This is a genomic window from Modestobacter sp. SYSU DS0875, assembly GCF_054050915.1.
The window spans coordinates 1-26,917 of record NZ_JBJHAH010000003.1 but is presented as its reverse complement, the minus strand read 5'-3'; the positions used below and the strand labels follow the sequence as shown (position 1 = coordinate 26,917).

Sequence of the window (26,917 nt, the reverse complement as noted above, 5' to 3'; positions counted from 1 at the left end):
CACCCGGCTGGGGTGGGATGGGTCGTCACCCCGACAGCCGGCCACCAGCGGTGACGGACGCCGGGATCAACGACCGGGAGAGCTGCATGTCCGCTTCGACCAGCCCGGGGGCCACGGCCGTCCGGCCCGACTCCGGAGGCCACGCGCCGGCCACCGTGCTGCTGCACCCGGGTACGCCGCTGTGACGGGGACCGCCGAGCTGGGGGCGGACCGGGTGGCGCCGGCACTGGCCGCCGAGGTCGCCCGCGTGGTGGCCGCCGGGAACTGCTCCGGGTGCGGCGCCTGCGTCCAGCTCGATCGAGCACTGGAGATGCGGCTCGACCCGGCCGGCCGCAGCCGGCCGGTCCCGGTCGAGCTCTCCACGCGGCGTCCGCCCGCCGGGGACGTCGCAGCGGCGTTCGCCCGCAGCTGCCCGGGCCGGCGGGTCGAGGCCCGTGCTCCGGAGGGCTCCGTCCGGCACGACCTCCTGGGCCCGGTCGTCGCGGCGTGGGAGGCATGGGCGACCGATCCGGGTGTGCGGCACGCCGGCAGCAGCGGCGGTGTCCTGACCGCGCTGACCGCGTGGCTGGTCTCCACCGGGGAGGTCGCCCAGGTCGTGGGTGCGCAGGCCGACCCCGCCGACCCCGCCCGGACCGTGGCGGTCGCCGTGACCGATCGCACCGGCGCGCTGGCCGCCGCCGGCTCGCGCTACGCCCCGGTCGCGAACGCCGCGCACCCCGCCGCGCTGGACCCGCGCGGGGCCGTGGTCGGCAAGCCCTGCGAGGTGTCGGCGCTGCGCGCCCTGACCGGGGACACCGGCGCGCCCCTGCTGATGTCCTTCTTCTGCGCCGGGGTCCCCGCCCAGACGGCGACGACGGACCTGGTGCGGAGCCTCGGCGTGGGCGACGGCGAACGGGTGACCGACCTGCGGTACCGGGGGCGCGGGTGGCCGGGGGAGTTCACGGCGGTGACCGATCAGCAGACCGTCCGGGCCTCCTACGACGAGTCGTGGGGCCGGTACCTCGGCCCGACCACGCAGTGGCGGTGCAAGCTGTGCCCCGACGGGACCGGGGAGAGCGCCGACCTGGTGGCCGGCGACTTCTGGCACGCCGACGACCGCGGGTACCCGGTCTTCGCCGACGACGCCGGGCGCAGCGTGCTCATCGCGCGCACCCGGCGGGGGCGTGAGCTGGTCGACCGTGCGGTGGCCGCGGGGGTGCTCACCGTCGGCCCGGTGGACCTCGACACCGTGGTCGCCGTGCAGCCGCTGCAGGCGGACCGGCGCCGCACCCTCGCCGGCCGGCTGCTGGGCAACGCACTGGCCGGCCGGCCCGTCCCGCGCTACCGGGGGTTCGGCCTCCTCGGGCACGCACTCCGCTCTCCCCGGGACACCGTCCGGGCCGCCCGTGGCACCCGGTCCCGGGTACGACGGGAGGTGGCCCGTGCGCGGGGCTGAGACGCCGACGCCGGCCCCGGGACCGATCGGCGTCGTGGTGGTGAACTACGGCTCGCACGCGCTGCTGGCCGAGAACCTGGAGGCCGCGCCGGCGCTGGGACCCGACGTGCGGGTGGTCGTCGTCGACAACTTCTCCACCACGGTGGAGCGCCGTTCCCTGGTCGAGCTGGGCCGGGACCGGGGCTGGGACGTGGTCGGGCTGCCGGACAACCGCGGTTTCGGGGCGGCGACCAACGTGGGGGTGGCGCGCGCCCGTGAGCTGGGCTGCGTCACCTTCCTCTGCCTCAACCCCGACGCCCGCGCCACCCCGGCCGTCGTCGCCGAGCTGCGGGCGCACAGCCTGCGCGAACCGCTGACCGTGATCAGCCCGCTGATCACCTCCTCGTCCGGCGAGGTGGTGTTCAGCGGGTCGACGCTGTCGCTGCGGGACGGCCGCATCCGCGGGGCCCGCTCGCCCCACCCGCCGCTGCCTGCGTCGGAACCGTGGTTGACCGGGGCGTGCCTGGTGGTCCACGCCCAGCTGTGGGACCGGCTGGGCGGTTTCGACGAGACGTACTTCCTCTACTGGGAGGACGTCGACCTCAGCCACCGCGCCCTCGCGGCCGGTGGCCGCCTGGAGGTCCGCCCGGACCTGGAGGTCGTGCACGACGAAGGCGGTACGCACGGCACCGGCCGGGCCCGGGGCAAGTCCGCCCTCTACTACCGCTACAACTGCCGCAACCGGCTGGTCTTCGCCGCCCGGAACCTGTCCCGCCCCGACCTGCTGCGGTGGCTCGCCGCAACACCCCGGGTCAGCTGGGAGATCCTGCTGCGCGGCGGCCGCCGGCAGCTGGTCGAGTCCCCGCGGCCGGCGTGGGCCGCGCTGCGCGGCTCGGTCGAGGGCGCGCTGCTCGGGCTCGCCGCCCTCGCCCGGCCGGTCCGTCGCCGGCCGACCGGCGAGCCCCGGCGGGTGCTGCTCGCCCACCCGGGGTCGGAGCTCTACGGCTCCGACCGGGTGTTCCTGGAGTCGGTCGCGGCGCTCGCCGCGGAGGACCAGGTGGTCGTCGCGCTGCCCGGGGTCGGCCCGCTGGCCGACGCGCTGCGGGAGCTCGGCGCCGAGGTCGTCACCTGCCCCATGCCGGTGGTCCGCAAGAGCGCCCTGCGCCCGGCCGGCGCCGTCCGGCTGCTCGGCGACGCCGCCACCGGCCTGTTCCCGGCGGTGCGGCTGGTGCGCACGGCGGGCCGGGACGGCGTCTACGTCAGCACCCTGACCATCCCGCTGTGGGTCCTGCTGGCCCGGCTGCTGGGCCGGCGGGTGGTCTGCCACGTGCACGAGGCCGAGCGCGGCGCCCCGGCGCCGGTCCGCCGGCTGCTCACCCTGCCGGTCACCTGGGCCTCGGCGGTGGTCGTCAACAGCCGGTTCAGCCTGGACGTGCTCGCCGAGTCGGCGCCCCGGGTGGAGCGCCGGGCCACGGTCGTCCGCAACGGCATCCCCTCCCCGGCGACCGTCCCGCCGCCGCGGGCAGAGCTCACCGGTGGCGTCCGGCTGCTGTACATCGGCCGGCTGTCGGCGCGGAAGGGGCCGCAGGTGGCCGTGGCCGCGCTCCAGGAGCTCCGGTCCCGCGGGGCGCCGGCCTGCCTGGACCTGCTCGGCGGGGTGTTCCCGGGCTACGAGTGGTTCGAGGCCGAGCTGCGGGAGGCGGTGTCCGCCGCCGGGTTGGACGGGCAGGTCGCCTTCCGGGGCTTCGAGGCCGACGTCTGGCCCGTCCTGGCCGCCGCCGACGTCGTCCTGGTCCCGTCGGTGGTGGACGAACCGTTCGGGAACACGGCGGTCGAGGCGGTCCTGGCCGCCCGCCCCCTGGTGGTCAGCGACAGCAGCGGGCTCCGGGAGGCGGCCGCGGGATACGCCTCCGCCCGAGCGGTGCCCCCCGGCCGGCCGGCCGCCTGGGCCGATGCGGTCGCGGAACTGGTGGCCGACTGGCCGACGGTGAGCCGGCTGGCGGTCGAGGACGCGCAGCTCGCCCGGGACCGGCACGCGCCGGAGGCCTACCGGGCGGAGATCGCCCGCCTGCTGCACCGCACCTGGGACGCCCGGTGACCGCCGCGGGGACGACGCCGCCGACGGTCACCGTCGCCGTGCTGACGTTCCGGCGGCCGGAGACCCTCGCGGCGCTGCTCCCCGAGCTGGTGGGGCAGGTCGCCGAGGTGGCCGGGGACGGCGGTGGGCGCGTGCTGGTGGTGGACAACGACCCGGCGGGCAGCGGGCGGGCCACCGTCGAGGACGCCACGCGCGCGGGCTCGCCGGGCGTCGGGGTCGACTACGTCCACGAGCCGACCCCGGGGATCGCCGCGGGCCGGAACCGGGCACTGGTGGAGTCCGACGGCAGCGAGTTCCTGGTCTTCATCGACGACGACGAGCTGCCGCACCCCGGCTGGCTGCGCCACCTGCTGGCCACCCAGCGCGGTTCCGGAGCGGCGGCGGTCGCCGGCACGGTCACCTCCCGCTTCCCGGCGCCGCTGCCCGCCTGGGTGGCCGCGGGTGGCTTCTTCGACCGCCGTCGGCTGCCGACCGGCACCCCGATCGGGGTCGCGGCCACCAACAACCTGCTGCTGCACCTGCCCCAGGTCCGGGCGGCGGGTCTCCGGTTCGACCCCGCGTTCGGGCTCAGCGGGGGAGAGGACACCCTGTTCACCCGGCAGCTCGCGGCCGCGGGGGGCGCGCTGGTCTGGTGTGCGGAGGCCGTCGTGACCGACGTCGTCCCCGTGGAGCGGACCCGTCCGGAGTGGGTGCTTCGGCGGGCCTTCAGCTCGGGCAACTCGGTCAGCCGGGTCGCCCTGGTGCTGGCCGGTGGCCGGCGCGGCCGGCTCGCCGCCCGCGGGCGGGGCTGGGTCGCCGGCGGTGGGCGGGTGCTCGGCGGCGCGGCGCGCTGGGTGCTCGGGGTGGTCACCGCCGACGTCGGGCACCGCGCCCGCGGTGCCCGCAGCGCCGCTCGCGGCGCCGGCATGCTGGCCGGGACGGTCGGGCACGTCTACCAGGAGTACGGCTCGCCGGTCCGCGGCCGGACCGGTCAGCTGCGGGCCGGTCAGCTGCGGGCCGGTCAGCTGCGGGCCGGTCAGCTGCGGGCCAGGGCCACCGCGCGACGGTAGGCGGCCAGGTGCGCCCGGCCGGCGACGTCCCAGTCGCGGGCGGACAGGTCGGGCGCGGGGACCTCGCCGCGGGTCCGGACCCCGCGCAGCGCACCGACCAGGTCCGCGGACTCCAGGTCGCCGTCGTAGGTCCACACCCAGCCGGGGCCCACCTCGGCCGCGAGCGCACGGGTGACGTCGTTGGCCGGGACCAGCACCGGGCGGGCCAGGGACAGCGCGGTCAGCGCGCCGCCGGAGTTGTGCATCTCCCGGTAGGGGAGCACCACCAGCTCGGCGGCGGTCACCTCGGCCACCAGGTCGGCGTCGTCGAGGAACTCCAGCCGCAGGTGCACGCGCGGGTCGGTGGCGGCGGTGCGGCGGAGCCTGTCGGCCAGCTCGTCGCTGGAGGGCCGGCCGGCCACGTGCAGCGACAGGTCGCCCTCGACCCGGTCGCCCGGCGTCGCGGTGACCACCTCGATGAGCCGCTCGACACCCTTGTACCGCCGGACCAACCCGAAGAAGGTGATCCGCCCGGGAACCGTCGCGGCCTGGGGGAAGCGGGCGAACCAGTCGCGGTAGTGGCCGTGCACGATCAGCTCCGCGGGCCGGCCGGGAGCGACCTCGGTGCTCTCGTTGAGCCGGATCCGCAGCGTGGTCAGCCGCTCGGCCAGCCGCAGCAGGGCCACTTCGCGCCGGGAGATGCCCTGCGGCAGCTCCAGGTTGTGCACGGTGCGCACCAGCGGCGTGCGGGTCAGCCGCAGCCGGGCCAGCAGCAGCAGGAACAGCAGCTGGCGGACCAGCGCCTTCAGCGGGCTCTGCCCGGCCACCAGGATCTCCGGCCAGTGCACGTGGAAGACGTCGTAGCGGCGCAGCAGTGCCCGGCGCCAGCTGAAGGTGCGCAGCTCGACGTCCTCGAGCGCGGCCAGACTCCGGCCCAGCATGACGATGTAGGGGTTCGTCGTGGGCCGTGGCGTCGGGAAGGACTGCTGGACGACGAACCCAGGAGAGGACGGATCCGGCACGGTGCTCCCAGCCTCGGGAGGCCGACGGTCGCCGGCCCGACTCGAGGAGGGTAGGAGCCCCGGGTCCCGGTGGGCGACCGGTGCTGACCCGGTCGGGGGAGAACGCCGCTCGACCTCCCCCGGACGGGGCATTCGCGGGCCGGGCCGGGCCGTGAGCGTGGCTAACCTCGCCGCAGACCGGGGCCACGAGGCCCGGTTCCCTGACCGGACGACGTCGGCCCAGCACGGCCGTCGGTCGTCCTCCGGCGGAGGTCACGACCATGCGAGCTCTCGTCCTGTGGGCCGATCAGCACTCGCCCAACCTGGGCGTCCGGGCTCTGGCCGAGGGCACCGCCGCGCTGCTCGGGCGGGTGTGGCCGGGGGTGGAGGTCGTGACCCAGAACTACGGCTCGGCCGTGGCCCCGGTCCGGCTCGGGGACCCCCGCGCGCTGGCGGTGGAGCGGGTGACCCGCCGCGCGGGTCTGCGGGAGTGGGTCCGCGACTTCGACGTCGTGGTCGACACCCGCTCCGGTGACAGCTTCGCCGACATCTACGGCCTCCAGCGGCTGTTCGCCATGTCCTCCGCCGCCGAGTACGTGCACTCCACCGGCGTCCCGCTCGTGCTGGGCCCGCAGACCATCGGGCCCTTCGGCGGTCGCCGCGCCCGGTTGCTGGCCCGGCGCAGCCTGGCTGCCGCGACGACGACCATGGCCCGCGACCACCTCAGCGCCGACCACGCCGCGGAGCTGGGCCGCCCGGTCGACGTGCTGACCACCGACGTCGTCTTCGCCCTCGACGTGCCCGCGCGGATGCCCACCCACGACGTGCTGCTCAACGTCTCCGGGCTGCTGTGGCGCTCCGGCGAGCACGTCGACTCCGACCGCTACCGCCAGGCGGTGGGCCGGCTCCACGACGAGCTGGTCCGGCGCGGCCGGCGGGTGGCCCTGCTGGCGCACGTGCTCGACTCGGCGTCCGCGGACAACGACGTCCGCGCCGCCCGCGAGTTCGCGGCCGACCGGGACGACGCCCCGGAGGTGCTGGTCCCGACATCGCTGGACGAGGTGCGGCGGATGGTGGCCGGGGCCGAGCTGGTCATCGGCAGCCGGATGCACGCCTGCCTGAACGCGCTGTCGGTCGGCACCCCGGCGGTGCCGCTGGCCTACTCGCGCAAGTTCGAGCCGCTGCTGGCCGGGGTCGGCTGGCCGCACCTGATCGACCTGCGCACCGAGCCGGACCCGGTGGACGCCACGCTGCGCATCGTCGAGCGGACCGACCTGGCCGCCGCGGCCCGCGGCGTGCGGGACCGGGCGCAGGAGCTGCTGGTCCCGGCAGAGACGGCTCTGCGGCGGCTCCGATGACCTCGGCCGGCCCACCACCCGGGCCGGAGCCCGCCCCCGTCGGCGCCGCCGGGCAGCTGGACACCACCGCCGGGTCGGGTGCGGAGCTCCCCGCCGGTCAGCTCGGGGACCGGGCCGCGCGTGGCGCCGTCGTCACCCTGGCCGGTCAGGGTGTGCGCATCGGCGTCCAGGTCCTGTCCGTCGTCCTGCTGTCCCGGCTGCTCGCGCCCGCCGACTACGGCCTGCTGGCGATGACGACCGTGGTGATCGGCATCGCCGACATCTTCCGCGACCTCGGGTTGTCCACCGCGGCCGTGCAGGCCCGCGTCCTCACCCGGGCGCAGCGGTCGAACCTCTTCTGGATCAACAGCGCCATCGGGCTGGGGCTGGCGCTGCTGGTCTTCGCCGGGGCGCCGCTGCTGGCCGCCGTCTACGGGCGACCCGAGCTGACCGCGCTGACCCAGGTGCTCTGCTGGACCTTCGTGCTGAACGGCATCGCGACCCAGTACCGCGCCGACCTCACCCGCCGGCTGCTCTTCGGCCGGCTGGTCCTGGCCGACACCGTGTCCCCGGTCTGCGGGCTGGCCGCGGCGCTGGTGCTGGCGCTGGCCGGGGCCGGGTTCTGGGCGCTCGTGGTGCAGCAGCTCGTCCAGTACGCGGTGATGATGACGATGGTGCTGGCGGCCGGCCGGTGGCTCCCCGGCCGCCCCGACCGGCGGGAGCCGATGTCGGGCCTGCTCCGGTTCGGCTGGCACATGGTCAGCACCCAGCTCATCGGCTACGCGGGCAACAACGTCGACACCCTGGTCGTCGGGCTGCGCTTCGGTGCGGTGCCCCTGGGCCTGTACAACCGCGCCTTCCAGCTGCTGATGACGCCGCTGAACCAGCTGCGCGGCCCGGCCACCCAGGTCGCCCTCCCGGTGCTGTCCCGGCTGCAGTCCGACCTGCGCGCCTGGACCGCCTTCCTCCTCCGCGGCCAGCTCGCCCTGGGACACACCCTGGTCGTGGGACTGGCGCTGGTCATCGGCACGGCCACGCCGCTGACCGAGGTCTTCCTCGGCGAGCAGTGGTCGTCGGTCTCGCCGCTGCTGCGGCTGCTGGCGGTCGCCGGGGTGTTCCAGACGCTGTCCCTGGTGAGCTACTGGGTCTACCTCTCCCGCGGCCTGACCCGGCACCTGCTGCACTACTCGTTCATCCAGGTCGCGGTGAAGCTGGTCTGCATCGGCATCGGCAGCACCGGCGGGGTCGTCGGTGTGGCGATCGGGTACGCCGCCGCCCCGGCCGTCCTCTGGCCGCTGTCGTTCTGGTGGCTGTCCCGCCGGGCCACCATCCCGGTCGCCGACCTGCTCCGCGGAGCCGGCCGGGTGCTGGCCGTCGCCGGGACGGTCGCGGCCGCGGCCTGGGCGGTGACGGCGGCGACCGTGGCCGCCGGTCCGGTCCTCTCCCTCCTGGCGGGGGTGGTCGGCGGACTGGCCGGCTACGCCGCCGTGGTCGCGCCGGTGCCGCGGCTGCGCCGGGACGCCCTCTCGGTGCTGACCGTGGTGCGCCGTGCGCTCGCCCGGAAGCGCGACCCGCACGGGCCGGCTCGGCCGGAGCCGGCCGTCGCGGGGGAGCCGGGCGATGCGGTCGTCGGGTCCGCCGGGGCCGCACGGTGAGCGGTCTGCTCAGCTCCCCGGACGACGGGCTGCTCGCGGCGGCTGCGCTGGCGGTCGCGCTGCTGGCCCTGCTGGCTGCGCGCACCGCGCCGCGGCTGGCGCTCGCCGGCTGGCTGGCGGTCCTGGTCCTGGTGCCGGTGTGGGCCGGCATCCGGGTCGGGGTGTTCCTGCAGCCGCAGGTGGCCGTCGGGCTCCTCGTGCTGGCCGCCCTGCTGCCGTTCCGCCGGTCGCTGCCGGTCGCCCTGACCCCCGCGGACGCCGTGCTCCTGGCGTTCGTCACGTCCGCCCTCGTGCCGGTGTTCCTCGGCGGGGCGACCCTCACCAGCGTCTTCGACCTCGTCGTGCAGTGGACCGGCGCCTTCCTCGTCGGCCGTCTGGTGCTGCACCGGGTGTCCGCCGAGTGGGTCTACGCCGCCGTCGCGGTCGCCTTCTCGGCCGTCGCGGTGCTCGCCCTGGTCGAGGGCGTCACGGGCTGGAACCCCTTCCTGTCGGCACCGGGCTCCGGCGTCCTGCACTCGACCTGGTCGACGATCCAGTTCCGCGGGGGCCTCCCGCGGGCGGAGGGCGCGTTCGGGCACTCCATCGCCCTGGGCGGGAGCCTGGCGCTGGCGATCCCGCTGACCCTGGCCGCGCCCTTCCGGGCCGGGGTGCGGCTGGTCCTGGTGCTGCTGATGAGCGTGGCCTGCGTGCTCACCTTCAGCCGGATCGGGCTGGGGACGGCGGTCCTCGGTGTGCTGCTGACGGTGCTGGCCGGTCGCACCGGCCTGACCCGCCGGCTCCGGGTGGCCCTGGCCGCCGGGCTGGCCGCGGTCGCCGTCGTGGTGCTGCCGCTGGTGACCGACGTCTTCGGCGCCGCCGGCGACGAGGCCGCGGGGAGCGCGGCCTACCGGGGAGACCTGCTCGGCCTCGTCAGCCGGATGGAACTGCTCGGTCTGTCCGACAGCTTCTACCGGTCGCCGACCGGCGAGGTGTCCTTCGGGTCCTTCCGGTCCATCGACAGCGCCCTCGTCCTGATCGGCCTCACCTACGGGCTGATCCCGCTGGGCTGCCTGCTGGCCGGGCTGGCCCTGGCGGTCGTCGCGGTGCTGCGCCGCCGCGCCACCCCACCGACGCTGGCCCTGGTCGCCCAGCTCCCGGCGTTCGCCACCGTCGCCCTCATCACCCAGTACGCGACCTGGGCCTGGTTCGTCGCCGGGCTCGCCGTGGCCGCCCAGTCGGCCGCCCGGTCCGGTGCCCGTGACGGCCGGACGGGGGCAACCGCCGGGGACGCCGCACCCTGGTCGGCCCGATCGGGCAGTGGCCGATCACTCTTCGTGATGACACACCGAGCAGGCCGAGCAGAACCGCAGCTACCGTTCCTCGCAGTGAGTGACCGGCACATCGATCGAGGGAGGCCCTGATGGGCTTGCGCAGCCATCTGGAACTCCTCCGCAGGCACATCGCCGCACTGGTGGTCAGCCTCGTCGTCTTCCCGGCGCTGGCGCTGGGCCTCAGCCTGCTCGCCACCCCGACCTACACCTCGACGGCCGAGCTGTTCGTGTCACTCGAGAACAGCACCACGGCCAGCGACCTCGCCCAGGGAGCCAACTACACCCGGGAGCAGATGGCCTCCTACGCCACCCTCGTCACCACGCCGGCGGTCCTCCAGCCGGTCGTCGACGAGCTCGGGCTGGCGGAGTCGGCCCGGGCGCTGGGCCGGCGGGTGACGGCGACCGCACCCAACGACACCGTCGTGCTGCAGATCAGCGCCACCGACCCGTCCCCGGCCGAGGCGGCCCGGATCGCGCAGGCCGTGAGCGAGCAGCTGGTCGACGTCATGGACGACGTCGCGCCGACCGACTCCGACGGCCGGGCCACGGTGCGGGTGACCCAGGTGACCCCGGCAGCGGTGCCGCTGTACGCCTCCTCGCCGAACACCAGGCGGAACGTCGCGGTCGGCGTGCTCCTCGGACTCGCGGTCGGGGTCCTCTACGCCGTCCTGCGCGAGGCCCTGGACACCCGGGTGCGGGACGCCGGCCGGCTGGAGTCGCTCACCGACGCGCCGCTGCTCGGGTCGATCGCCGCCGCACCGGCCACCCGGGCCGGCGTGGTCCCGGTCGCCGACGAGCCACGGGGCCCCCAGGCGGAGATGTTCCGGCAGCTCGCCACCAGCGTGGAGTTCCTGCGGGTCGGCGGCGGGCCGACGAGCCTGCTGGTCACCTCCGCCCTGCCGGGGGAGGGCAAGTCGACCGTGGCGGTGAACCTGGCCCTCGCGCTGTCCGAGGTCGGCCACCGGGTGGTGCTGGTGGATGCCGACCTGCGCCGGCCCACCGCCGCCGACCGGCTCGGCCTGGAGGGTGCGGCCGGGCTGTCCACGGTGCTGCTGGGCCGGGCCGGCCTGGACGACGTCCTGCAGGAGTGGGGGGAGCACGGCATGCACGTGCTGACCTCCGGCGCCGTCCCGCCCAACCCGGTGCAGCTGCTCTCCTCGCCCCGGATGTCCGAGCTGATGGCGGAGCTGGGCGCGCACCACGACGTCGTCGTCGTCGACGCGGCGCCGGTGCTGCCGGTGACCGACGCCCTGGTGCTGTCCCGCGCCGTGTCGGGCGTGGTCGTCGTCGCCGACAGCGGCAGCGTGCGCAGGGCGCAGCTCACCGAGACGCTGGAGTCGCTGGTCCGGGTCGATGCCCGGCTGTCCGGGGTCGTGCTCAACAAGCTGCCCGCGCGCAGCCAGCTGGCCAGTCACGGGTACGGCTACGGCGCGCCGCTGCCGGAGCCGTCGCGGTGGGGGAGGGTGGTGGACCGCATCCGCGGTCGCCGCCGCCCGGCTGGTCGGCGGCCGGCCACGTTGCCCGGGGCCCTGGCCGGAGGCACGGCCGAGCCGGGCATCCCGGTCACCGGGAGGGCGTCCGCGCCGGGCGCTCGTGCGCCCGGGCCCCCGGCTGTGGCCGCCGTGGCTCCGGGCGCGGCCCGGCCCGGTGGGGGAGCGCGGCTGCTCGACCGGCCCCGCCGGTGACGCCCCTCGTGTCCTCCGGTGGCGGGGTGGTCGCGCCGTGACCCGGGTCCTCGTCGTGTGCACCGGCAACGTCTGCCGCTCGCCGGCGGCCGAGCGGCTGCTGGCCACGCGGCTCCCGGCCGGGGCGGGGGTGACCGTCACCAGCGCCGGCACCTCCGCCCTGGTCGGGCGGGCGATCGACCCGCCGGTCGCCGAGCTGCTCCGCCTGGCGGGTGCCGACCCCACCGGTTTCGCCGCTCGGCAGCTGCAGGCCGACCAGATCCGCGCCGCCGACGTGGTGCTGGTGATGGAGCGGAGTCACCGTGCCGCGGTGGTCGGCGTCGAGCCGACGGCAGTCCGGCGGACGTTCCTGCTCGCGGAGCTGGGGGCCATCGCGCCCCTGGTGGCCGCCACGGGCTGGCCGGCCGACGTCCCGGCGGACCCGGCTGCGCGGTTGGCCGCCCTGCCGGGCCTGGCCGGCCGGCACCGGCCGCGACTGGCCCGCTCCGGTGGGCCGGAGGTGGCCGATCCCTTCCGGCAGTCGCCGGAGGTCCAGCGCCACACCTTCGCGACCATCGCCGACCGGGTGGACGAGATCGTCGCCGCGGTCACGCAGCACACGGGTGACCGGCGGCTCCCGATCGGGTGAAGCTCGCTGGCATTGCTCACGCTGGGTCAGCGTTCGCCGTTAACGTGCTGGTCAGAAGCTCATGGTGGCGGGACGGAGGTCTCCTTCCCGTCACGGTGGGTGGTCGACCGAGGTGCGCCCGCGCCCGGGCACAGCTGAGGAGGAACCCCTGGTGACCGTCGTCGGATACGCGCCTGGCGCCTACGACCTGTTCCACATCGGCCACCTGAACATCCTCAAGCACGCCGCCGACCACTGCGACCGGCTCGTGGCCGGGGTGGTCTCCGACGAGATGCTGCTGCAGAGCAAGGGGCGGCTGCCCGTCGTCCCGCTGGAGGAGCGGATGGAGATCGTCCGCAACCTGCGCTTCGTCGACGACGTGCACGCCGAGGTGGTGCCGGACAAGGTCGACACCTGGCGCGAGGTCGGCTTCGACGTGATCTTCAAGGGCGACGACTGGCGGGGCACCGCGAAGGGCGACAAGCTCGAGCGCGACTTCGCCGCCGTGGGGGTCCGGGTGCACTACTTCCCCTACACGATGCACACCTCCAGCACGATCCTGCGCAAGGCGCTGGCCGCGATCGACGCCGAGGAGCCGGTGGGCCGCATCGCCCGCGCGCTGACCTCCTGAGCGGGCCCGCAGCCGTCCGCGACCGGGACTAACCTGGACGCCGGCCCTCGCGCGCACCCGCGCGCACCGTCTGGCCACCAGCCTCCAGGAGTGACCCCCGTGAGCTTGCGCGGCGTGCTCGACGTCGTCCTGACCGACGCCGGACTGTCCTCGGTGGTGAGCCGGGCCGGCTCCGCCGAGCTGGCGGTCACCGCTCCGCCGGCGGTGCAGCCGCTGGTCGTCGCCGCACTCGCCGCGGACCGGCCGGGTGCCGGGGTGCCGGTGCTCGTGGTCACCGCGGGGGAGCGCGACGCGGACGCCGTCGCGGCGGTGCTCCGCTGCTTCGTGCCCGACCGCCGGATCGAGGTCTTCCCCGCCTGGGAGACGCTGCCGCACGAGCGGCTCAGCCCCCGCGCGGACACGGTCGGCCGGCGCCTCGCGGTGCTGCGGGACCTGACCCACCCCCGGGAGAACGGCACGATCGACGTGCTCGTCGCCCCGGTGCGCAGCGTGCTGCAGCCGCTGGCCCCCGGCCTGGGTGACCTGGTGCCGGTCGAGCTGGCCCCGGGCCGGAGCGCCGAGCTGGACGACGTCGCCCGGGCGCTGGCCGACGCCGCCTACACCCGGGTCGAGCTGGTGGAGAAGCGCGGCGAGTTCGCCGTCCGCGGTGGCCTGCTCGACGTCTTCCCGCCCACCGAGCCGCACCCCGTGCGGGTGGAGTTCTGGGGCGACGAGGTCGACGAGCTGCGCTACTTCTCCGCCGCCGACCAGCGCTCGCTGGACGAGCGGCCCGACCGGCTGTGGGCCCCGCCGTGCCGCGAGCTGCTGCTCACCGCCGACGTCCGGGCCCGCGCGGCCCAGCTGGCCCTCGACCACCCGGAGCTGGCCGAGGTGGCCGGCAAGCTGGCCGAGGGCATCGCCGTGGAGGGCATGGAGTCGCTCACCCCGGCGCTGATCGGCGGCTCCCGGATGGAGCTGCTCACCGACCTGGTCGCGCCGGGCACGCACGTGCTGGTCCTCGACCCCGAGCGGGTCCGCAGCCGCTCAGCGGACCTGGTGCGCACCGCGGAGGAGTTCCTCGCCGCGTCCTGGCAGACCGCGGCCGAGGCCGGGCAGGCGCCGATCGACCTGGGGGCGTCGTCCTTCCGGGACCTGGAGGACGTCGCCGACGCCGCCCGCGGCCGGGGGCTGCCCTGGTGGACGACGGGCGTGTTCACCCTGCAGCCGGACGACGACGCCGCGCAGGTGACGCTGGACGCCACCGGTGTCGAGCGGTTCCACGGCGACCAGGAGCGGGCCTTCGACCAGTTCCGCCGCTGGGGCCGTGACGGCTGGCGCACCGTGCTCACCTTCGCCGGTCCGGGCCCCGCGCAGCGCGCCGCGGACCAGCTCACCGAGGCCGACCTGGGCGCCCGGCTGGTGCCGGGCATCGAGACCGCCCCCGAGGCGGGCGCGCCCTTCGTCACCCAGGGCAACCTGGAGGCCGGCTTCGCCTTCCCCGGTGTCGGGCTGGCGCTGGTCACCGAGGGCGACCTGACCGGTCAGCGCGGCACGTCGATGAGGGACGCGACCAAGATGCCGGCCCGGCGGCGCAACGCCGTCGACCTGGTGCAGCTGCAGCCCGGCGACCTGGTGGTGCACGAGCAGCACGGCATCGGCCGGTACGTGGAGATGGTCAGCCGCACCGTGCACGGCGGGCAGCGCGACTACCTGATCGTCGAGTACGCGCCGGGCAAGCGGAACCAGCCGCCGGACCGGCTGTTCGTGCCCACCGACTCCCTGGACCAGCTCACCCGCTACGTCGGCGGGGAGGCCCCGGCGCTGTCCAAGCTGGGCGGCGCCGACTGGACCAAGACCAAGAACCAGGCGCGCAAGGCGGTCAAGCAGATCGCCGCGGAGTTGATCCGGCTCTACTCCGCCCGGATGGCGACCAAGGGCCACGCCTACGGCCCGGACACCGTCTGGCAGCGGGAGTTGGAGGACGCCTTCCCGTTCCAGGAGACCCCCGACCAGCTCGCCGCCATCGACGAGGTCAAGTCGGACATGATGAACCCGGTCCCGATGGACCGGATCATCTGCGGTGACGTCGGCTACGGGAAGACCGAGATCGCCGTCCGGGCCGCGTTCAAGGCGGTGCAGGACGGCAAGCAGGTCGCCGTCCTGGTGCCGACCACGCTGCTGGCCAACCAGCACTACAAGACCTTCGCCGAGCGGTTCGCCCAGTTCCCGGTGACCGTCGCCGTCCTCTCCCGGTTCCAGTCGACGGCGGAGTCGAACGAGACGCTGCGCAAGCTGGCCGACGGGGAGATCGACGTGCTGGTCGGCACCCACCGGCTGCTGCAGCCCACCACCCGGTTCAAGGAACTCGGGCTGGTGATCGTCGACGAGGAGCAGCGCTTCGGCGTCGAGCACAAGGAGTACCTGAAGACGATGCGGACGGCGGTCGACGTGCTGTCGATGTCCGCGACGCCGATCCCGCGCACGCTGGAGATGTCGCTGACCGGCATCCGGGAGATGTCGACGATCCTCACCCCGCCGGAGGAGCGGCACCCGGTGCTGACCTACGTGGGCGCCTGGGACGACAAGCAGATGGCCGCGGCGATCCGCCGGGAGCTGCTCCGCGACGGCCAGGTCTTCGTGATCCACAACCGGGTGCAGTCGATCGACAAGGCGGCGGCGAAGATCCGCACGCTGGTGCCCGAGGCCCGGGTGGCGGTCGGCCACGGGCAGATGAAGGAGCACGAGCTCGAGAAGATCATGGTCGGCTTCTGGGAGAAGGAGTACGACGTCCTGGTCGCCACCACGATCGTCGAGTCCGGCCTGGACATCCCCAACGCCAACACCCTGATCGTCGACCGGGCCGACACCTTCGGCCTCTCCCAGCTGCACCAGATCCGCGGCCGGGTGGGTCGGGGCCGGGAGCGGGCCTACGCCTACTTCACCTACGACCCGTCGCGCCCGCTGACCGAGACCTCGGTCGACCGGCTGACCACGATCGCGCACAACACCGATCTCGGCGCCGGCATGGCGGTGGCGATGAAGGACCTGGAGATCCGCGGCTCGGGCAACCTGCTCGGCGGGGAGCAGTCCGGGCACATCGCCGGGGTCGGCTTCGACCTGTACGTCCGGCTGGTCGGCGAGGCGGTCACCGACTACCGGGCGCAGGCGACCGGGGAGGCGCCGCCGGTGGAGCCGGCGGAGGTCCGCGTCGACCTGCCGGTCGACGCCCACCTGCCGCACGACTACGTGCCGGGGGAGCGGCTGCGGATGGAGGCCTACCGCAAGGTCGCGAGCGTGCAGGACGACGACCAGGCGCAGGCCGTGCTCGACGAGCTCACCGACCGGTACGGCGCGGCACCGGCCCCGGTGCTCAACCTGCTCGCGGTGGCCCGGTTCCGCGCCGCCATGCGCCGGCTGGGCGTCACCGAGGTGTCGATGCAGGGCAAGACCGTGCGGGTCGGCCCGGTCGACCTGCGGGAGTCGCAGGTGATGAAGCTGTCCCGCCTCGCCGAGGGGGCCACCTACAAGGAGGCGGTCCGCACCGTGTCGATCAAGGTGCCGGTGGGCCCCGACCGGCGCACCCCGCTGCGCGACGTGGCGCTGCTGGAGAAGCTGCACGCGCTGCTGTCGGCGGTGCTGGAGCAGCCGGTCGCCGTCGCCGCCTCCTGACCCCTCGGCCGTCCCCCCGGGATCAGGTCAGCTGATCGTGCGTGCTCCTGGCTCACCTCCCAGCGTGAGCCAGGAGCACCGCAGCTGAGCTGAGCTGATCGTGGGCCACACCCGCGCGGAGGGCGACGCAGGTCACACCACTGTGGGACGCTGCCGCCCGTGACGCCCCGCAGAGCCCTGGCCGCGCTCGCCGCCGGGCTGGTCGCGGTCGCCCCGCTGGCCGGCTGCCGCACCTCACCCACGGTCGCCGCCTACGTCGGTGAGAGCCGGATCGGCGTCGCCGAGCTGGACGACGCCGTCGACGAGCGGCTGGCCGACCCGGGGGTCGCCGAGTACGCCGCGGGGGAGCGGGCGGACTACGCGCGGCAGGTGTTGTCCCTGCGCATCGACGAGCAGGTGCACGACGAGGCGGCCCGCCGGCTGGGCGTCGAGGTCGCCGACGCCGAGGTGCGCGAGCGGATCGCCGAGCTGCTGGGCCCCGTCCCACCTGAGGCCGTCTACGCGCAGGTCGCCGAGCAGCAGGGCGCGACCCCCGAGGACGTGTTCCAGAGCGTGCGCCAGGAGCTGCTGCGCCCACGGCTGGCGGAGGCCGCGGGGCGGGTCGACCTCTCCGAGGCCGCGCTGCGGGCCCGCTACGAGCAGCTGCGCCCCCAGCTGGAGCAGGTGGCCGTCGGCTTCGTCACCGTGCCCGACCAGGCCACCGCCGACGAGGTGCTCGCGCGGCTGGTCGCCGACCCGGCCGGCTACCCGGCGGTGGCCGCGGAGTTCCCCGGCCAGGCCACGCTGCCGCAGGTCCAGACCACCAGCCCCGACCAGCTGGCCGGGCCACTGGCCGAGGCGTTCGCCGGGACACCGGCCGGGCAGGGCTTCGCGCTGCCGCTCCCGGGGTCCGGCGGGGTGGTCGTCGGGTTCGTCGCCGCCCGCACGGAACCGACCTTCGCCGAGGTCCGCGACCAGCTGGCCGCGCAGGCGGCGCAGGAGGCCGGCGAGGTCGGCGCCGCGCTGGTCGCCGAGGTGCGCGACGACCTGGACCCGGTGGTCAACCCCCGCTACGGCGTGCTCGAGGACGCCCGCGTGGTCACCCTTCCCGACGGCGTCGTCCAGCTCCCGGACGACGGCGCGGCGGTGGCTGCCGGAGACTGAGCGGGTGCCGATCGCCCTGCTGGTCACCGTCAGCCCCCGCCTGCCCGGACTGCTCGCCCCCGCCGGCTGGCGGGCGGTCACCTCCGCACCGCTCGTCCTCGCCCTGCCCGGGGCGGCGGGCACCGCCGCGGCGCTGCGCGCGGAGGGCGCGCCGGTCACCGACGTCGCCGACCCGGCCGAGGCGGCGAGCGCGGCCGCCCCGGTGCCGGACACCGTCCTGCTGGCCACCCCGGAGGAGGCCGCCGGCTGGGAGGTCGTGCCGCGGGTCGCCGGTGCGCCCGAGCCGTCCGGCGCGCGGCTGCTGGACGTCGTCGCCGTGATGGACCGGCTGCGCTCGCCCGGCGGCTGCCCGTGGGACGCCGAGCAGACCCACGCCTCGCTGCGCGGCTACCTGCTGGAGGAGGCGCACGAGGCCTACGACGCGATCGTCGACGAGGACCCGGTCGCCATGCGCGAGGAGCTCGGCGACGTGCTGCTCCAGGTGGCCTTCCACGCCCGGGTGGCCGCCGAGGCACCCGGGGAGCGACGCTTCGACGTCGACGACGTCGCCGCCGAGCTGGTCGACAAGCTGGTGCGCCGGCACCCGCACGTCTTCGCCGACGCGGGCCCCCGGGACGTGGCGCAGGTCGAGGCCGGGTGGGACGAGATCAAGAAGGCCGAGAAGCAGCGGCGCTCACCCACCGAGGGCGTCTCCCGCTCGCAGCCGGCGACCTCCTGGGGCGCGGCGCTGGCCGGGCGGGCCGAGCGGGCCGGGCTGCCCACCCCGCCGGCCGGGGAGCTGGCCGCCCGGGACGCCGAGGAGCTCGGCGCCCTGCTGCTGGGGCTGGTGGTCGCCGCCCGACGGCGTGGCTGGGACGCCGAGGACGCGCTGCGCGCCGCCGTCCGCCGGTACGCCGACGAGCTGGACGCCGCGGCCGTCCGGGCGGCGGAGCACCCAGGGGGGTGAGAACACGGGGCGCGCCGGGGGCGGGACGCCCTAGCGTGGAGGGCCGGCCGAGTCCACTTCCGCGAAGGAGCCGCCCCGCGTGCCCACGACACTGCTCGCCGCCGACGACGGCACGGTGACCGAGGCGCTGCCGACCAGCACCTGGCTGCTGCTCGTCGTCGTCGCCGGCGCCGCCCTGGTCGCCTGGCTGATCGCCCTCGTCGTCGGGGTGGTGATCACGCGCTTCGCCCGCCGCTCGCCGGCGCTGGCCGACCTGTCCCGCCGCGGCCGACGGCCGTTCCGGCTGTTCTGCGTGCTGCTCGCGGTCACCATCGTGCTCGACGCGGCGCCCGGGGTGGGCGACTGGCGGGACGTCGTCGTGCGGGTGCTCGGCCTCGCGCTGATCGGCGTGGCCGCCTGGCTGGTCGCCGCCGGCGCCTTCGTGCTCGAGGACCTGGCGCTCGCCCGCTACGACGTCGACGTCGTGGACAACCGGCACGCCCGCCGGGTGCGCACCCAGGTGACCCTGGTCCGCCGGCTCACCGTCGCGGTGATCGCCGTCCTCGCGGTCGCCGGGATGCTGCTGACCTTCCCCGCGGCCCGGGCGGCCGGGACCAGCATCCTGGCCAGCGCCGGTCTGCTGTCCGTCGTCGCGGGTCTGGCCGCGCAGACCTCGCTGGCCAACGTCTTCGCCGGGATGCAACTGGCCTTCACCGACGCCATCCGGGTCGACGACGTGGTCGTCATCGAGGACGAGTGGGGCCGGATCGAGGAGATCACGCTGACCTACGTCGTGGTGCACATCTGGGACGACCGGCGGCTGGTGCTGCCCTCCACCTACTTCACCACCACCCCGTTCCAGAACTGGACCCGCAAGGAGTCCGCCGTCCTGGGCTCGGTGGAACTCGACGTCGACTGGACCGTGCCGTTCGAGGAGATGCGCACCGAGCTGGTCCGGCTGGTCGAGGGCAACGAGCTGTGGGACGGCCGGGTGCAGGTGCTGCAGGTGACCGACGCCGTCGGGTCGGTCGTGCGGGTGCGGGTGCTGGTCAGCGCCAAGGACGGCCCCACCCTGTTCGACCTGCGCTGCCACGTGCGCGAGGGGCTGGTCGGCTGGCTGCAGCGCGAGCACCCCGACGGCCTGCCCCGGGTGCGCTACGAGGGTGTCGCCGGCCCGCCGACCCCGGCGCCGGCCGCCCGCCCGCCCGCGGCGCCCGGGCAGACCCCGACCCGGCCGACCCCCAGGCCGGTCCCGCTCCCGGTCGACGACGGCGAGCGCCCCCCGCCCGCGCCGGGGCCGCAGACCGGGCTGTTCACCGGCAGCGTCGAGGCCCTCGAGCGCTCCCGGGCGTTCACCGGGCCGAGCGAGGAGGAGCTGGCCGAGCGGGCCCGCGAGGACACCGAGCGGCGGCCGACCGAGGAGTGACCGGGCCCGGGGCCCAGCGGTCGGCTCAGCCGGCCCGGGTGGCGCGCGGGTCCGAGCCGAGCAGCTGGGGGAGCCAGAACAGCACGGCCGCCGAGACCGCCGTCGCCAGCACGAAGCCCTCGACGCCGCTGCCCATCACGTAGGCCCACAGCAGGCCCACGCCGGGGGCCCCGAAGGGCAGCGCGGCGTCGGCCCGCGCCTGCCGGAGCAGGCCGACGTCGCCGGCCGCCGGGTCGACGGGGGCCGGGCGCAGCTCACCGCGCGGCGACCGGCGGCGCAGCCGCCCCGAGGGCCACAGCTCCGTGCCGTCGAGGACCGGCAGCACCAGCCGGTCGCGGGCCGGGTCGCCGCGCACCTCGACGGGGGTGTCGGGGACCAGCCGGTCCAGCTCCGGGGCCCAGTGCACCGGCAGCCAGCGCAGCCCGGCGGCCGTGGACAGCTCCAGCCAGCTGCGCACGAGCAGGCCCTGCCGCAGCACCAGGTGCGCGGCGGTCACCCGGGTGGCCGGGCGGCGGCGCAACCGGGGCCGGCCGAGCAGCCGGCCGGCGGTCAGCACGGTGACGACCAGGACCACGACGGCGACCACGACCAGCCCGAAGACCACGTCGGCCAGCGCGGCGGAGGCGGCGTCGCCGTCGGCGTGCACCGGCACCGGACCGCCGTCCACCAGGGCACCCGCGTCGTACCGGACGGTGACCTGGGCGCCCACCGGCACGTCCTGCGGCTCGGGCAGCTCCAGCCGGCCGGTCAGCTCCGTGCCTCCGGGGCCGGGGAAGCGCAGTACGAGGCCCCGCCCCTCGGGCGGCGCACCGACGCCGGTGACCGTGGCGACCGCCGTCGTGTCGGCGGCAGCCAGCGGCGCCCGCAGCTCGGTCAGCCGCAGCGTCAGCAGCACCAGCGCCGCGGCCCCGACGAGGAGCACCGGCACCAGGCCCAGCAGCAGCTGGCGGCCGGCCCGCCGGTGCGGACGCGGCGTCGGGGGAGCGCTCATCGGCGTCATGCTCCCAGGCGTCGGCGCGCGTCCGGCGCCGATCCCCGGCCCGGCCCCGGTCACTGCGGCGCGGGTGTGCACCTCCGCCGGAGCGGCTGGCTAGGCTGCTGCACGTGGCCAGCATCGACGCAGTAGGCGCGCGGGAGATCCTCGACTCGCGCGGTAACCCGACCGTGGAGGTCGAGGTCGCCCTCGACGACGGCACGATCACCCGTGCCGCGGTCCCGAGCGGCGCCTCCACCGGCGCATTCGAGGCGGTGGAGCTCCGCGACGGGGGCGACCGCTACAACGGCAAGGGCGTGACCAAGGCCGTCGACAACGTGCTCGACGTCATCGGCCCCGAGCTCGTCGGCTACGACGCCGCCGAGCAGCGGCTGGTCGATCAGCGCCTGCTCGACCTCGACGGCACCCCCAACAAGGAGCGGCTGGGCGCCAACGCCATCCTCGGCGTGAGCCTCGCGGTCGCCAAGGCCGCGGCCGAGTCCGCCGGGCTGCCGCTGTTCCGCTACGTCGGCGGCCCCTCGGCGCACCTGCTGCCGGTGCCGATGATGAACATCCTCAACGGTGGCGCCCACGCCGACAGCAACGTCGACGTCCAGGAGTTCATGATCGCACCCGTGGGCGCGGCGACCTTCGCCGAGGCGCTGTCGGTCGGCACCGAGACCTACCACGCGCTGAAGTCCGTGCTGAAGAAGCGCGGCCTGGCCACCGGGCTGGGCGACGAGGGCGGCTTCGCCCCCGACCTGCCGAGCAACCGGGACGCCCTGGACCTGATCGCCGAGGCGGTGGAGAAGGCCGGCTACACCGTCGGCACCGACGTCGCCTTCGCCCTGGACGTGGCCGCGACCGAGTTCCACAGCGACGCCGGGTACGCCTTCGAGGGCAAGACCCTCTCGGCCGACCAACTCGTCGAGTACTACCGCGGCCTGGTCGACGCCTACCCGGTCGTCTCGATCGAGGACCCGCTGTCCGAGGAGGACTGGGCCGGCTGGGTGGCCATGACCGAGGCCCTCGGCGACCGCGTGCAGATCGTCGGTGACGACCTGTTCGTCACCAACCCCGCGCGCCTGGCCGACGGCATCGAGAAGGGCGCGGCGAACGCCCTGCTGGTCAAGGTCAACCAGATCGGCACGCTGACCGAGACCCTCGACGCGGTCAACCTCGCCCACCGCAACGGCTACCGCTCGATGATGAGCCACCGCTCCGGCGAGACCGAGGACACCACGATTGCCGACCTCGCCGTCGCCACCGACTGCGGGCAGATCAAGACCGGTGCCCCGGCCCGCAGCGAGCGCGTGGCCAAGTACAACCAGCTGCTCCGCATCGAGGAGGAGCTGGACGACGCCGCCCGGTACGCCGGCGCCGCCGCCTTCCCGCGGCTGGCCCGCGGCTGACGACGCCGTGAGCACCGCCCGCACCCGCCGCGGTCGGCCCGGTGGCGTTCGCCGCCGGGCCTCTTCGCGGCCGGTGCGGGCGGCTGCGCGCAGCAGCGGCGGCAGCCGGCCCGGACGGCGCACCACGCGCAGCCCGGCCCGCGCCGCCACCTCGCGCCGTGGCCCCCGGGTCACCGGTCGGGCCGTGCTGCTCGGCGCGCTCGTGCTGCTGCTCGCGCTCACCCTGGCCGGGCCGCTGCGCCAGTACGTGGCCGGCCGTCAGGAGCTGGCCGAGCTGGCGGCCGAGCGCGACGCGCTCACCGCCCGCGCCGAGCAGCTGCAGGCCCAGCTCGACCGCCAGGCCGATCCCGCCTACATCGCCCAGCGGGCCCGCGAGCGGCTCACCTACGTGCTCCCCGGCGACCGGCTGGTGATCGTCGGGGACGCCGGCGACCCCGGGGACACCGCCGACGCCCCCGCCCAGGCGCCCCGCTCCGACGACCCGGTGCCCTGGTACGAGGGCCTGCTCGGCTCGGTGGCGGCGGCCGACGGAGACCCCGCGGCAGCCGGCGGGTAGCCCTGCCGCAGCAGAAGGACCCCCTCCTCCCCACCCTTCGCAAGCTCAGGGTGGTGCCCGGGAGGGGGTCGTGACGGGACGGTCGAGGCGTTGCCGCAGACTCGTGGGGTGTCCACACCTGAGCCGGCACCGGTGTCCCCGCCCGTGACGGCCGAGGACCGCGCGGTCGTCGCGCGCCAGCTCGGCCGGCCCCCGCGCGCCCTGGTCGGCGTCGCCCACCGCTGCCCGTGCGGCCAGCCCGACGTGGTGGAGACCTCGCCGCGGCTGGAGGACGGCACGCCGTTCCCCACGCTGTACTACCTGACCTGCCCGCGGGCCAGCGCCGCTGCGAGCCGGCTGGAGTCGGCCGGCCGGATGAAGGAGTGGCAGGCCGAGCTGGGCACCGACCCGGAGCTGGCCGCCGGCTACCAGGCCGCACACGAGTCCTACCTCGCCACCCGCGACGCGCGTGACGTGCTGCCCACCCGGGCCACCGCCGGCGGGATGCCCGACCGGGTCAAGTGCCTGCACGCCCTGGCCGGTCACGCACTGGCCGCCGGGCCGGGGGTGAACCCGATCGGCGACCGTGCGGTGGCCGAGATGGGGGAGTGGTGGGCCGCCGGTCCCTGCGCCCAGCCCAGCCCCAGCGACCCGGAGGACGTCCGATGACCCGCGTCGCGGCGATCGACTGCGGCACCAACTCGATCCGGCTGCTGGTCGCCGACGTGCCGCCCGAGGGCGCGCACACCGATCTGCTGCGGCGGATGGAGGTGGTCCGTCTCGGCCAGGGCGTGGACGCCACGGGCCGGCTGGCGCCGGAGGCGATCGAGCGCACCCGCCGGGTCCTCGCCGAGTACACCGCGCAGGCCCGGGAGCTGGGCGCCGAGCGGGTGCGGATGGTCGCCACCAGCGCCACCCGGGACGCCGCCAACCGGGCGGAGTTCGAGCAGATGGTGCTGGCCACGCTCGGGCAGCTGCCCGACGTCGTCCCCGGGGTCGAGGAGGCGGAGCTCTCCTACCTGGGTGCCACCGCCTCGCTGGCCGCCGCCGCGGCCGCGCACGGGGCGACCCCGCCCCGCCCGCCGTTCCTGGTCGTCGACATCGGCGGCGGGTCGACCGAGTTCGTGCTCGGCGACGCCGCCGGAGTGCGGGCGGCCCGCTCGGTGGACGTGGGCTGCGTCCGGCTCACCGAGCGGCACCTGCACAGTGACCCGCCCCCGCCCGACGAGGTGCAGGGCGCCGAGGCCGACGTCCGGGCGGCGCTGGACCTGGTGCGGGCGTCGGTGCCGGTGCGGGAGGCGGTCACGCTGGTCGGGCTGGCCGGGTCGGTGACCACCGTGGCGGCGCTCGCCCTCGAGCTGCCCGGCTACGACCCGGACGCGATCCACGGGTCCCGCATCCCGGTCGGCGCCGTCCGCTCGGTCACCGCCGGGCTGCTGTCGGCCACCCGGGAACGCCGGGCGGCCTCCCCGGTGATGCACCCCGGCCGCGTGGACGTGATCGGCGCCGGTTCACTGGTGCTGCGGGTGATCATGGACGCGCTGGACTTCGACGAGGTCGTCGTCAGCGAGCACGACATCCTCGACGGCATCGCCCTCCGCCTCGCGCGCTCCTGACGCCGTCTGCGGCGTCAGGAGCGGTGAGGCCCCTCCGCAGGGGCCCGCGCCGAGTTTGCGAGGCGTGGGGGGCAGAGGGGTCCTTCCTCAGGCGCTGCCGGCGTTGATGCCCGGCGGCAGCTCGCCGGTCAGCTTCTGGTAGAGGGCCGTGGCGCCGCGGTTGCCCAGCAGCCGACCGAGGGCGACCATCACCCCGGAGACCGCGGCCCAGCCCAGTGCGTCACCCCAGCTGACGCCCGGTGCGGCCGGGTTCTTCGGCGGCGGGCCGCCCCGGGTCTTGCTCCAGGCCGCGGTGATCAACTTCCGGGACAGGATCCCCGCGGGGATGGCCAGGCTCGCGCCGAGGAGCTTGTACAGCAGCGGCGGCTTGGGCGGCTTCGGGGCATTCTGCTTCTTGGCCATGGGTGGATCATCCCGCCCGGCCCGGTGGTCCGCCCCTCCGGGCGTCGGTGGTGGACTGTCCGGGTGGCACGCGACCTCGACGGCTACCCGGTGACCCGCACCCCCGCGGGGGTGCGGCGCGGCGCGGCGGCCACCCGCGAACTGGCCGTGCTGGACGAGCGGATCTCCGGCTGCCGGGCCTGCCCCCGGCTGGTCGCCTGGCGCGAGGAGGTCGCAGTCACCAAACGGGCGTCGTTCCGGCACGAGGACTACTGGGGCCGGCCGGTCCCCGGTCTCGGCCCGGACGACGCCCGGATCGCCGTCGTCGGCCTGGCCCCGGCCGCGCACGGGGGCAACCGGACCGGCCGGGTCTTCACCGGCGACCGCAGCGGTGACTGGATCTTCGCCGCGCTCTGGCGGGCTGGGCTCGCCAACCAGCCGACCTCGGTCGCCAGGGACGACGGCCTGGAGCTCACCGACGTGCGGGTGGCCGCCGCCGTCCGCTGCGCACCGCCGGCCAACGCCCCGACGCCGGAGGAGCGGGACACCTGCTCCCCGTGGCTGGCCCGCGAGCTGGCGCTGCTGCCCCGGCTGCGGGTGGTCGTGGTGCTCGGCGGCTTCGGCTGGACCGCGCTGTGGCCGGTGCTCGCCGAGGCCGGGTACGCGGTCCCGCGGCCACGCCCGGCCTTCGGGCACGGCGCCGAGGTCACGCTCACCGGCCCGCGCGGTCCGCTCACCCTGCTCGGCAGTTACCACGTCAGCCAGCAGAACACCTTCACCGGCAAGCTCACCGAGCCGATGCTCGACGCCGTCCTCGCCCGGGCCACCGGCCTGGCCGCGGGGTGACGGGGCGGCCGGCGGGCTAGGGTCCGCCCCAGCCGCAGCAGGTGAGCCCCCGTAGCCCAATCGGCAGAGGCAGGCCCCTTAAAAGGGTCCCAGTGTCGGTTCGAACCCGACCGGGGGCACCCCGCGACACGGTGGGAACTAGCCGGCGCCCGATGGCGTTGGAACAGGCAGTGTGGGGTGCGAAGCTGCACCCCACGGCCCGACCAGTCACCTCGAGGAGATGACGATGCCCAGCAGCAACCCGGCCTTCCGGGGATTCCCGGCGGCCGGTACCGGCCAGAACGCCGGCTGGGGTGCAGGCCCGCAGCAGACCTACGGCGGAGCACCCACCCAGCACGACCCCTACTCCGCGCCGTCGCCGTACGCGGCCACCGGCCGCGCCTACATGACGATGGACGACGTCGTCACCAAGACCGGCGTCAGCTTCCTGGTGACGGTGATCTCCGCCGCCATCACGTGGACGATGGTCCCCGACGGGCTGGCCATGGGCCTGGTCCTGCCGGCGGTCCTCATCGCGCTCGTCCTGGGCCTGGTCATCGCGTTCAAGCAGATCGCCAGCCCGGTCGCGACGCTGTCCTACGGTGCGCTCTACGGTGTCGCCCTCGGCGCGATCAGCGAGGTCTTCAACGACCAGTACAGCGGCATCGTGTCGCAGGCCCTCGTCGGCACCTTCGGTGTGTTCGCCGGGATGCTGTTCGCCTACAAGACCGGCGCCATCCGGGTCACCCCGAAGCTGACCCGCTGGATCGTCGGCGCGCTCTTCGGCGTCCTGGCGCTGATCATCGTCAACCTGGTCGCCGGCTTCTTCACCCCCGGCGGCCTGGGCCTGCGCGACGGTGGCCCGGTGGCCATCATCTTCAGCCTGGTCGTGATCGGTGTGGCGGCGTTCTCGCTGCTGCTCGACTTCGACATGGCCGACGAGGCGATCCGCCGCGGCGTGGAGCCGAAGTTCGCCTGGTACATCGCCTTCGGCCTGCTGATCACGGTCATCTGGCTGTACCTGGAGATCCTGCGTCTGCTCAGCTACTTCCGCGAGTGAGCTGACTCCAGCACCGCACAGCACCGTGGCCCGGTCCCCCGCGAGGGGGCCGGGCCACGGTCATGTCCGGGGTGGGGGGGGGGGGGGGGGGGGGGGGGGGGGGGGGGGGGGGGGGGGGGGGGGGGGGGGGGGGGGGGGGGGGGGGGGGGGGGGGGGGGGGGGCGGGGCCCCCGGCCCCCGCCCGGGCGCCCGCGGCCCGCCCCCCCC

General features: G+C 75.8%; 22 protein-coding genes and 1 tRNA gene. 20 read left to right on the top strand and 3 right to left on the bottom strand.

Features of this window, described 5'->3' with window-relative positions:
- The first annotated feature begins 181 nt into the window (after positions 1-181).
- The 3 genes from ACI79Y_RS02115 to ACI79Y_RS02105 are packed head-to-tail and all read left to right on the top strand — an operon-like array spanning position 182 to position 4,561.
- On the top strand, positions 182-1,435 hold the full coding sequence (locus ACI79Y_RS02115; protein WP_457156903.1) for a Coenzyme F420 hydrogenase/dehydrogenase, beta subunit C-terminal domain: 1,254 nt from the start codon (positions 182-184) through the stop codon (positions 1,433-1,435).
- Positions 1,422-3,512, top strand: a complete 2,091-nt coding sequence (locus ACI79Y_RS02110) for a glycosyltransferase (RefSeq protein WP_457156902.1) — start codon at positions 1,422-1,424, stop codon at positions 3,510-3,512. The genes ACI79Y_RS02115 and ACI79Y_RS02110 overlap by 14 nt, the downstream gene beginning before the upstream one ends.
- On the top strand, positions 3,509-4,561 hold the full coding sequence (locus tag ACI79Y_RS02105; protein ID WP_457156901.1) for a glycosyltransferase family 2 protein: 1,053 nt from the start codon (positions 3,509-3,511) through the stop codon (positions 4,559-4,561). Before ACI79Y_RS02110 ends, ACI79Y_RS02105 begins: the two co-directional genes overlap by 4 nt.
- Here the strand turns inward: ACI79Y_RS02105 and ACI79Y_RS02100 are convergent.
- Positions 4,528-5,562, bottom strand: coding sequence for a glycosyltransferase (locus ACI79Y_RS02100; RefSeq protein ID WP_457156900.1), 1,035 nt, complete (start codon positions 5,560-5,562; stop codon positions 4,528-4,530). The two genes, ACI79Y_RS02105 and ACI79Y_RS02100, sit on opposite strands and share 34 nt — an antisense overlap.
- Before the next feature lie 260 nt (positions 5,563-5,822).
- Between ACI79Y_RS02100 and ACI79Y_RS02095 the strand changes: the two genes are divergently transcribed.
- The 10 genes from ACI79Y_RS02095 (at position 5,823) to ACI79Y_RS02050 (ending at position 19,908) form a co-directional block, all read left to right on the top strand.
- The gene (locus tag ACI79Y_RS02095) at positions 5,823-6,899 is read left to right on the top strand and encodes a polysaccharide pyruvyl transferase family protein (RefSeq protein ID WP_457156899.1); all 1,077 of its coding nucleotides are present in this window, start codon (positions 5,823-5,825) and stop codon (positions 6,897-6,899) included.
- Positions 6,896-8,533, top strand: a complete 1,638-nt coding sequence (locus ACI79Y_RS02090) for a lipopolysaccharide biosynthesis protein (protein ID WP_457156898.1) — start codon at positions 6,896-6,898, stop codon at positions 8,531-8,533. Before ACI79Y_RS02095 ends, ACI79Y_RS02090 begins: the two co-directional genes overlap by 4 nt.
- Positions 8,530-9,933 (top strand): hypothetical protein, encoded by a 1,404-nt coding sequence (locus tag ACI79Y_RS02085; protein WP_457156897.1) that lies wholly within the window; start codon positions 8,530-8,532, stop codon positions 9,931-9,933. Before ACI79Y_RS02090 ends, ACI79Y_RS02085 begins: the two co-directional genes overlap by 4 nt.
- Positions 9,933-11,528: a polysaccharide biosynthesis tyrosine autokinase gene (locus ACI79Y_RS02080; protein ID WP_457156896.1), complete on the top strand. Its 1,596-nt coding sequence runs from the start codon at positions 9,933-9,935 to the stop codon at positions 11,526-11,528. The genes ACI79Y_RS02085 and ACI79Y_RS02080 overlap by 1 nt, the downstream gene beginning before the upstream one ends.
- Before the next feature lie 37 nt (positions 11,529-11,565).
- Positions 11,566-12,156: an arsenate reductase/protein-tyrosine-phosphatase family protein gene (locus tag ACI79Y_RS02075; RefSeq protein WP_457156895.1), complete on the top strand. Its 591-nt coding sequence runs from the start codon at positions 11,566-11,568 to the stop codon at positions 12,154-12,156.
- A gap of 151 nt (positions 12,157-12,307) precedes the next feature.
- Complete coding sequence (locus ACI79Y_RS02070; RefSeq protein ID WP_457156894.1) at positions 12,308-12,766, top strand: adenylyltransferase/cytidyltransferase family protein; 459 nt, start codon at positions 12,308-12,310, stop codon at positions 12,764-12,766.
- 90 nt (positions 12,767-12,856) lie between these two features.
- Positions 12,857-16,414, top strand: a complete 3,558-nt coding sequence (mfd, locus tag ACI79Y_RS02065) for a transcription-repair coupling factor (protein ID WP_457156893.1) — start codon at positions 12,857-12,859, stop codon at positions 16,412-16,414.
- Between the two features lie 159 nt (positions 16,415-16,573).
- Positions 16,574-17,557, top strand: a complete 984-nt coding sequence (locus ACI79Y_RS02060) for a SurA N-terminal domain-containing protein (RefSeq protein ID WP_457156892.1) — start codon at positions 16,574-16,576, stop codon at positions 17,555-17,557.
- 4 nt (positions 17,558-17,561) lie between these two features.
- The gene (locus tag ACI79Y_RS02055; RefSeq protein WP_457156891.1) at positions 17,562-18,503 is read left to right on the top strand and encodes a MazG family protein; all 942 of its coding nucleotides are present in this window, start codon (positions 17,562-17,564) and stop codon (positions 18,501-18,503) included.
- A 79-nt stretch (positions 18,504-18,582) separates the two neighbouring features.
- Positions 18,583-19,908, top strand: coding sequence for a mechanosensitive ion channel family protein (locus ACI79Y_RS02050; RefSeq protein ID WP_457156890.1), 1,326 nt, complete (start codon positions 18,583-18,585; stop codon positions 19,906-19,908).
- Positions 19,909-19,933: 25 nt separating this feature from the next.
- Here ACI79Y_RS02050 and ACI79Y_RS02045 read toward each other — a convergent pair whose 3' ends face one another.
- A complete protein-coding gene (locus tag ACI79Y_RS02045; RefSeq protein ID WP_457156889.1) occupies positions 19,934-20,899 on the bottom strand; it encodes a hypothetical protein in 966 nt (321 codons plus the stop codon).
- Positions 20,900-21,012: 113 nt separating this feature from the next.
- On the opposite strand from ACI79Y_RS02045, the gene eno reads away from it, so the two are divergent.
- The 4 genes from eno (at position 21,013) to ACI79Y_RS02025 (ending at position 24,444) form a co-directional block, all read left to right on the top strand.
- Entirely contained in the window at positions 21,013-22,293 is a 1,281-nt protein-coding gene (eno, locus tag ACI79Y_RS02040) for a phosphopyruvate hydratase (RefSeq protein ID WP_457156888.1), read from the top strand.
- A gap of 73 nt (positions 22,294-22,366) precedes the next feature.
- The gene (locus tag ACI79Y_RS02035) at positions 22,367-22,849 is read left to right on the top strand and encodes an FtsB family cell division protein (protein WP_457156887.1); all 483 of its coding nucleotides are present in this window, start codon (positions 22,367-22,369) and stop codon (positions 22,847-22,849) included.
- Between the two features lie 108 nt (positions 22,850-22,957).
- Positions 22,958-23,497, top strand: a complete 540-nt coding sequence (locus ACI79Y_RS02030) for a DUF501 domain-containing protein (RefSeq protein ID WP_457156886.1) — start codon at positions 22,958-22,960, stop codon at positions 23,495-23,497.
- Complete coding sequence (locus ACI79Y_RS02025; protein ID WP_457156885.1) at positions 23,494-24,444, top strand: Ppx/GppA phosphatase family protein; 951 nt, start codon at positions 23,494-23,496, stop codon at positions 24,442-24,444. Before ACI79Y_RS02030 ends, ACI79Y_RS02025 begins: the two co-directional genes overlap by 4 nt.
- A gap of 87 nt (positions 24,445-24,531) precedes the next feature.
- On the opposite strand, the gene ACI79Y_RS02020 is transcribed toward ACI79Y_RS02025, so the two are convergent.
- A complete protein-coding gene (locus ACI79Y_RS02020; protein ID WP_457156884.1) occupies positions 24,532-24,846 on the bottom strand; it encodes a DUF4235 domain-containing protein in 315 nt (104 codons plus the stop codon).
- Positions 24,847-24,909: 63 nt separating this feature from the next.
- Here ACI79Y_RS02020 and ACI79Y_RS02015 point away from each other — a divergent pair, with 63 nt between their 5' ends.
- The 3 genes from ACI79Y_RS02015 to ACI79Y_RS02005 all read left to right on the top strand — a co-directional run bounded on the left by ACI79Y_RS02015 (position 24,910) and on the right by ACI79Y_RS02005 (position 26,710).
- Positions 24,910-25,671 (top strand): uracil-DNA glycosylase, encoded by a 762-nt coding sequence (locus tag ACI79Y_RS02015; protein WP_457156883.1) that lies wholly within the window; start codon positions 24,910-24,912, stop codon positions 25,669-25,671.
- A 45-nt stretch (positions 25,672-25,716) separates the two neighbouring features.
- A tRNA-Leu gene (locus ACI79Y_RS02010) sits at positions 25,717-25,790 on the top strand.
- Between the two features lie 107 nt (positions 25,791-25,897).
- The gene (locus tag ACI79Y_RS02005) at positions 25,898-26,710 is read left to right on the top strand and encodes a Bax inhibitor-1/YccA family protein (RefSeq protein WP_457156882.1); all 813 of its coding nucleotides are present in this window, start codon (positions 25,898-25,900) and stop codon (positions 26,708-26,710) included.
- Positions 26,711-26,917: the final 207 nt, after the last annotated feature.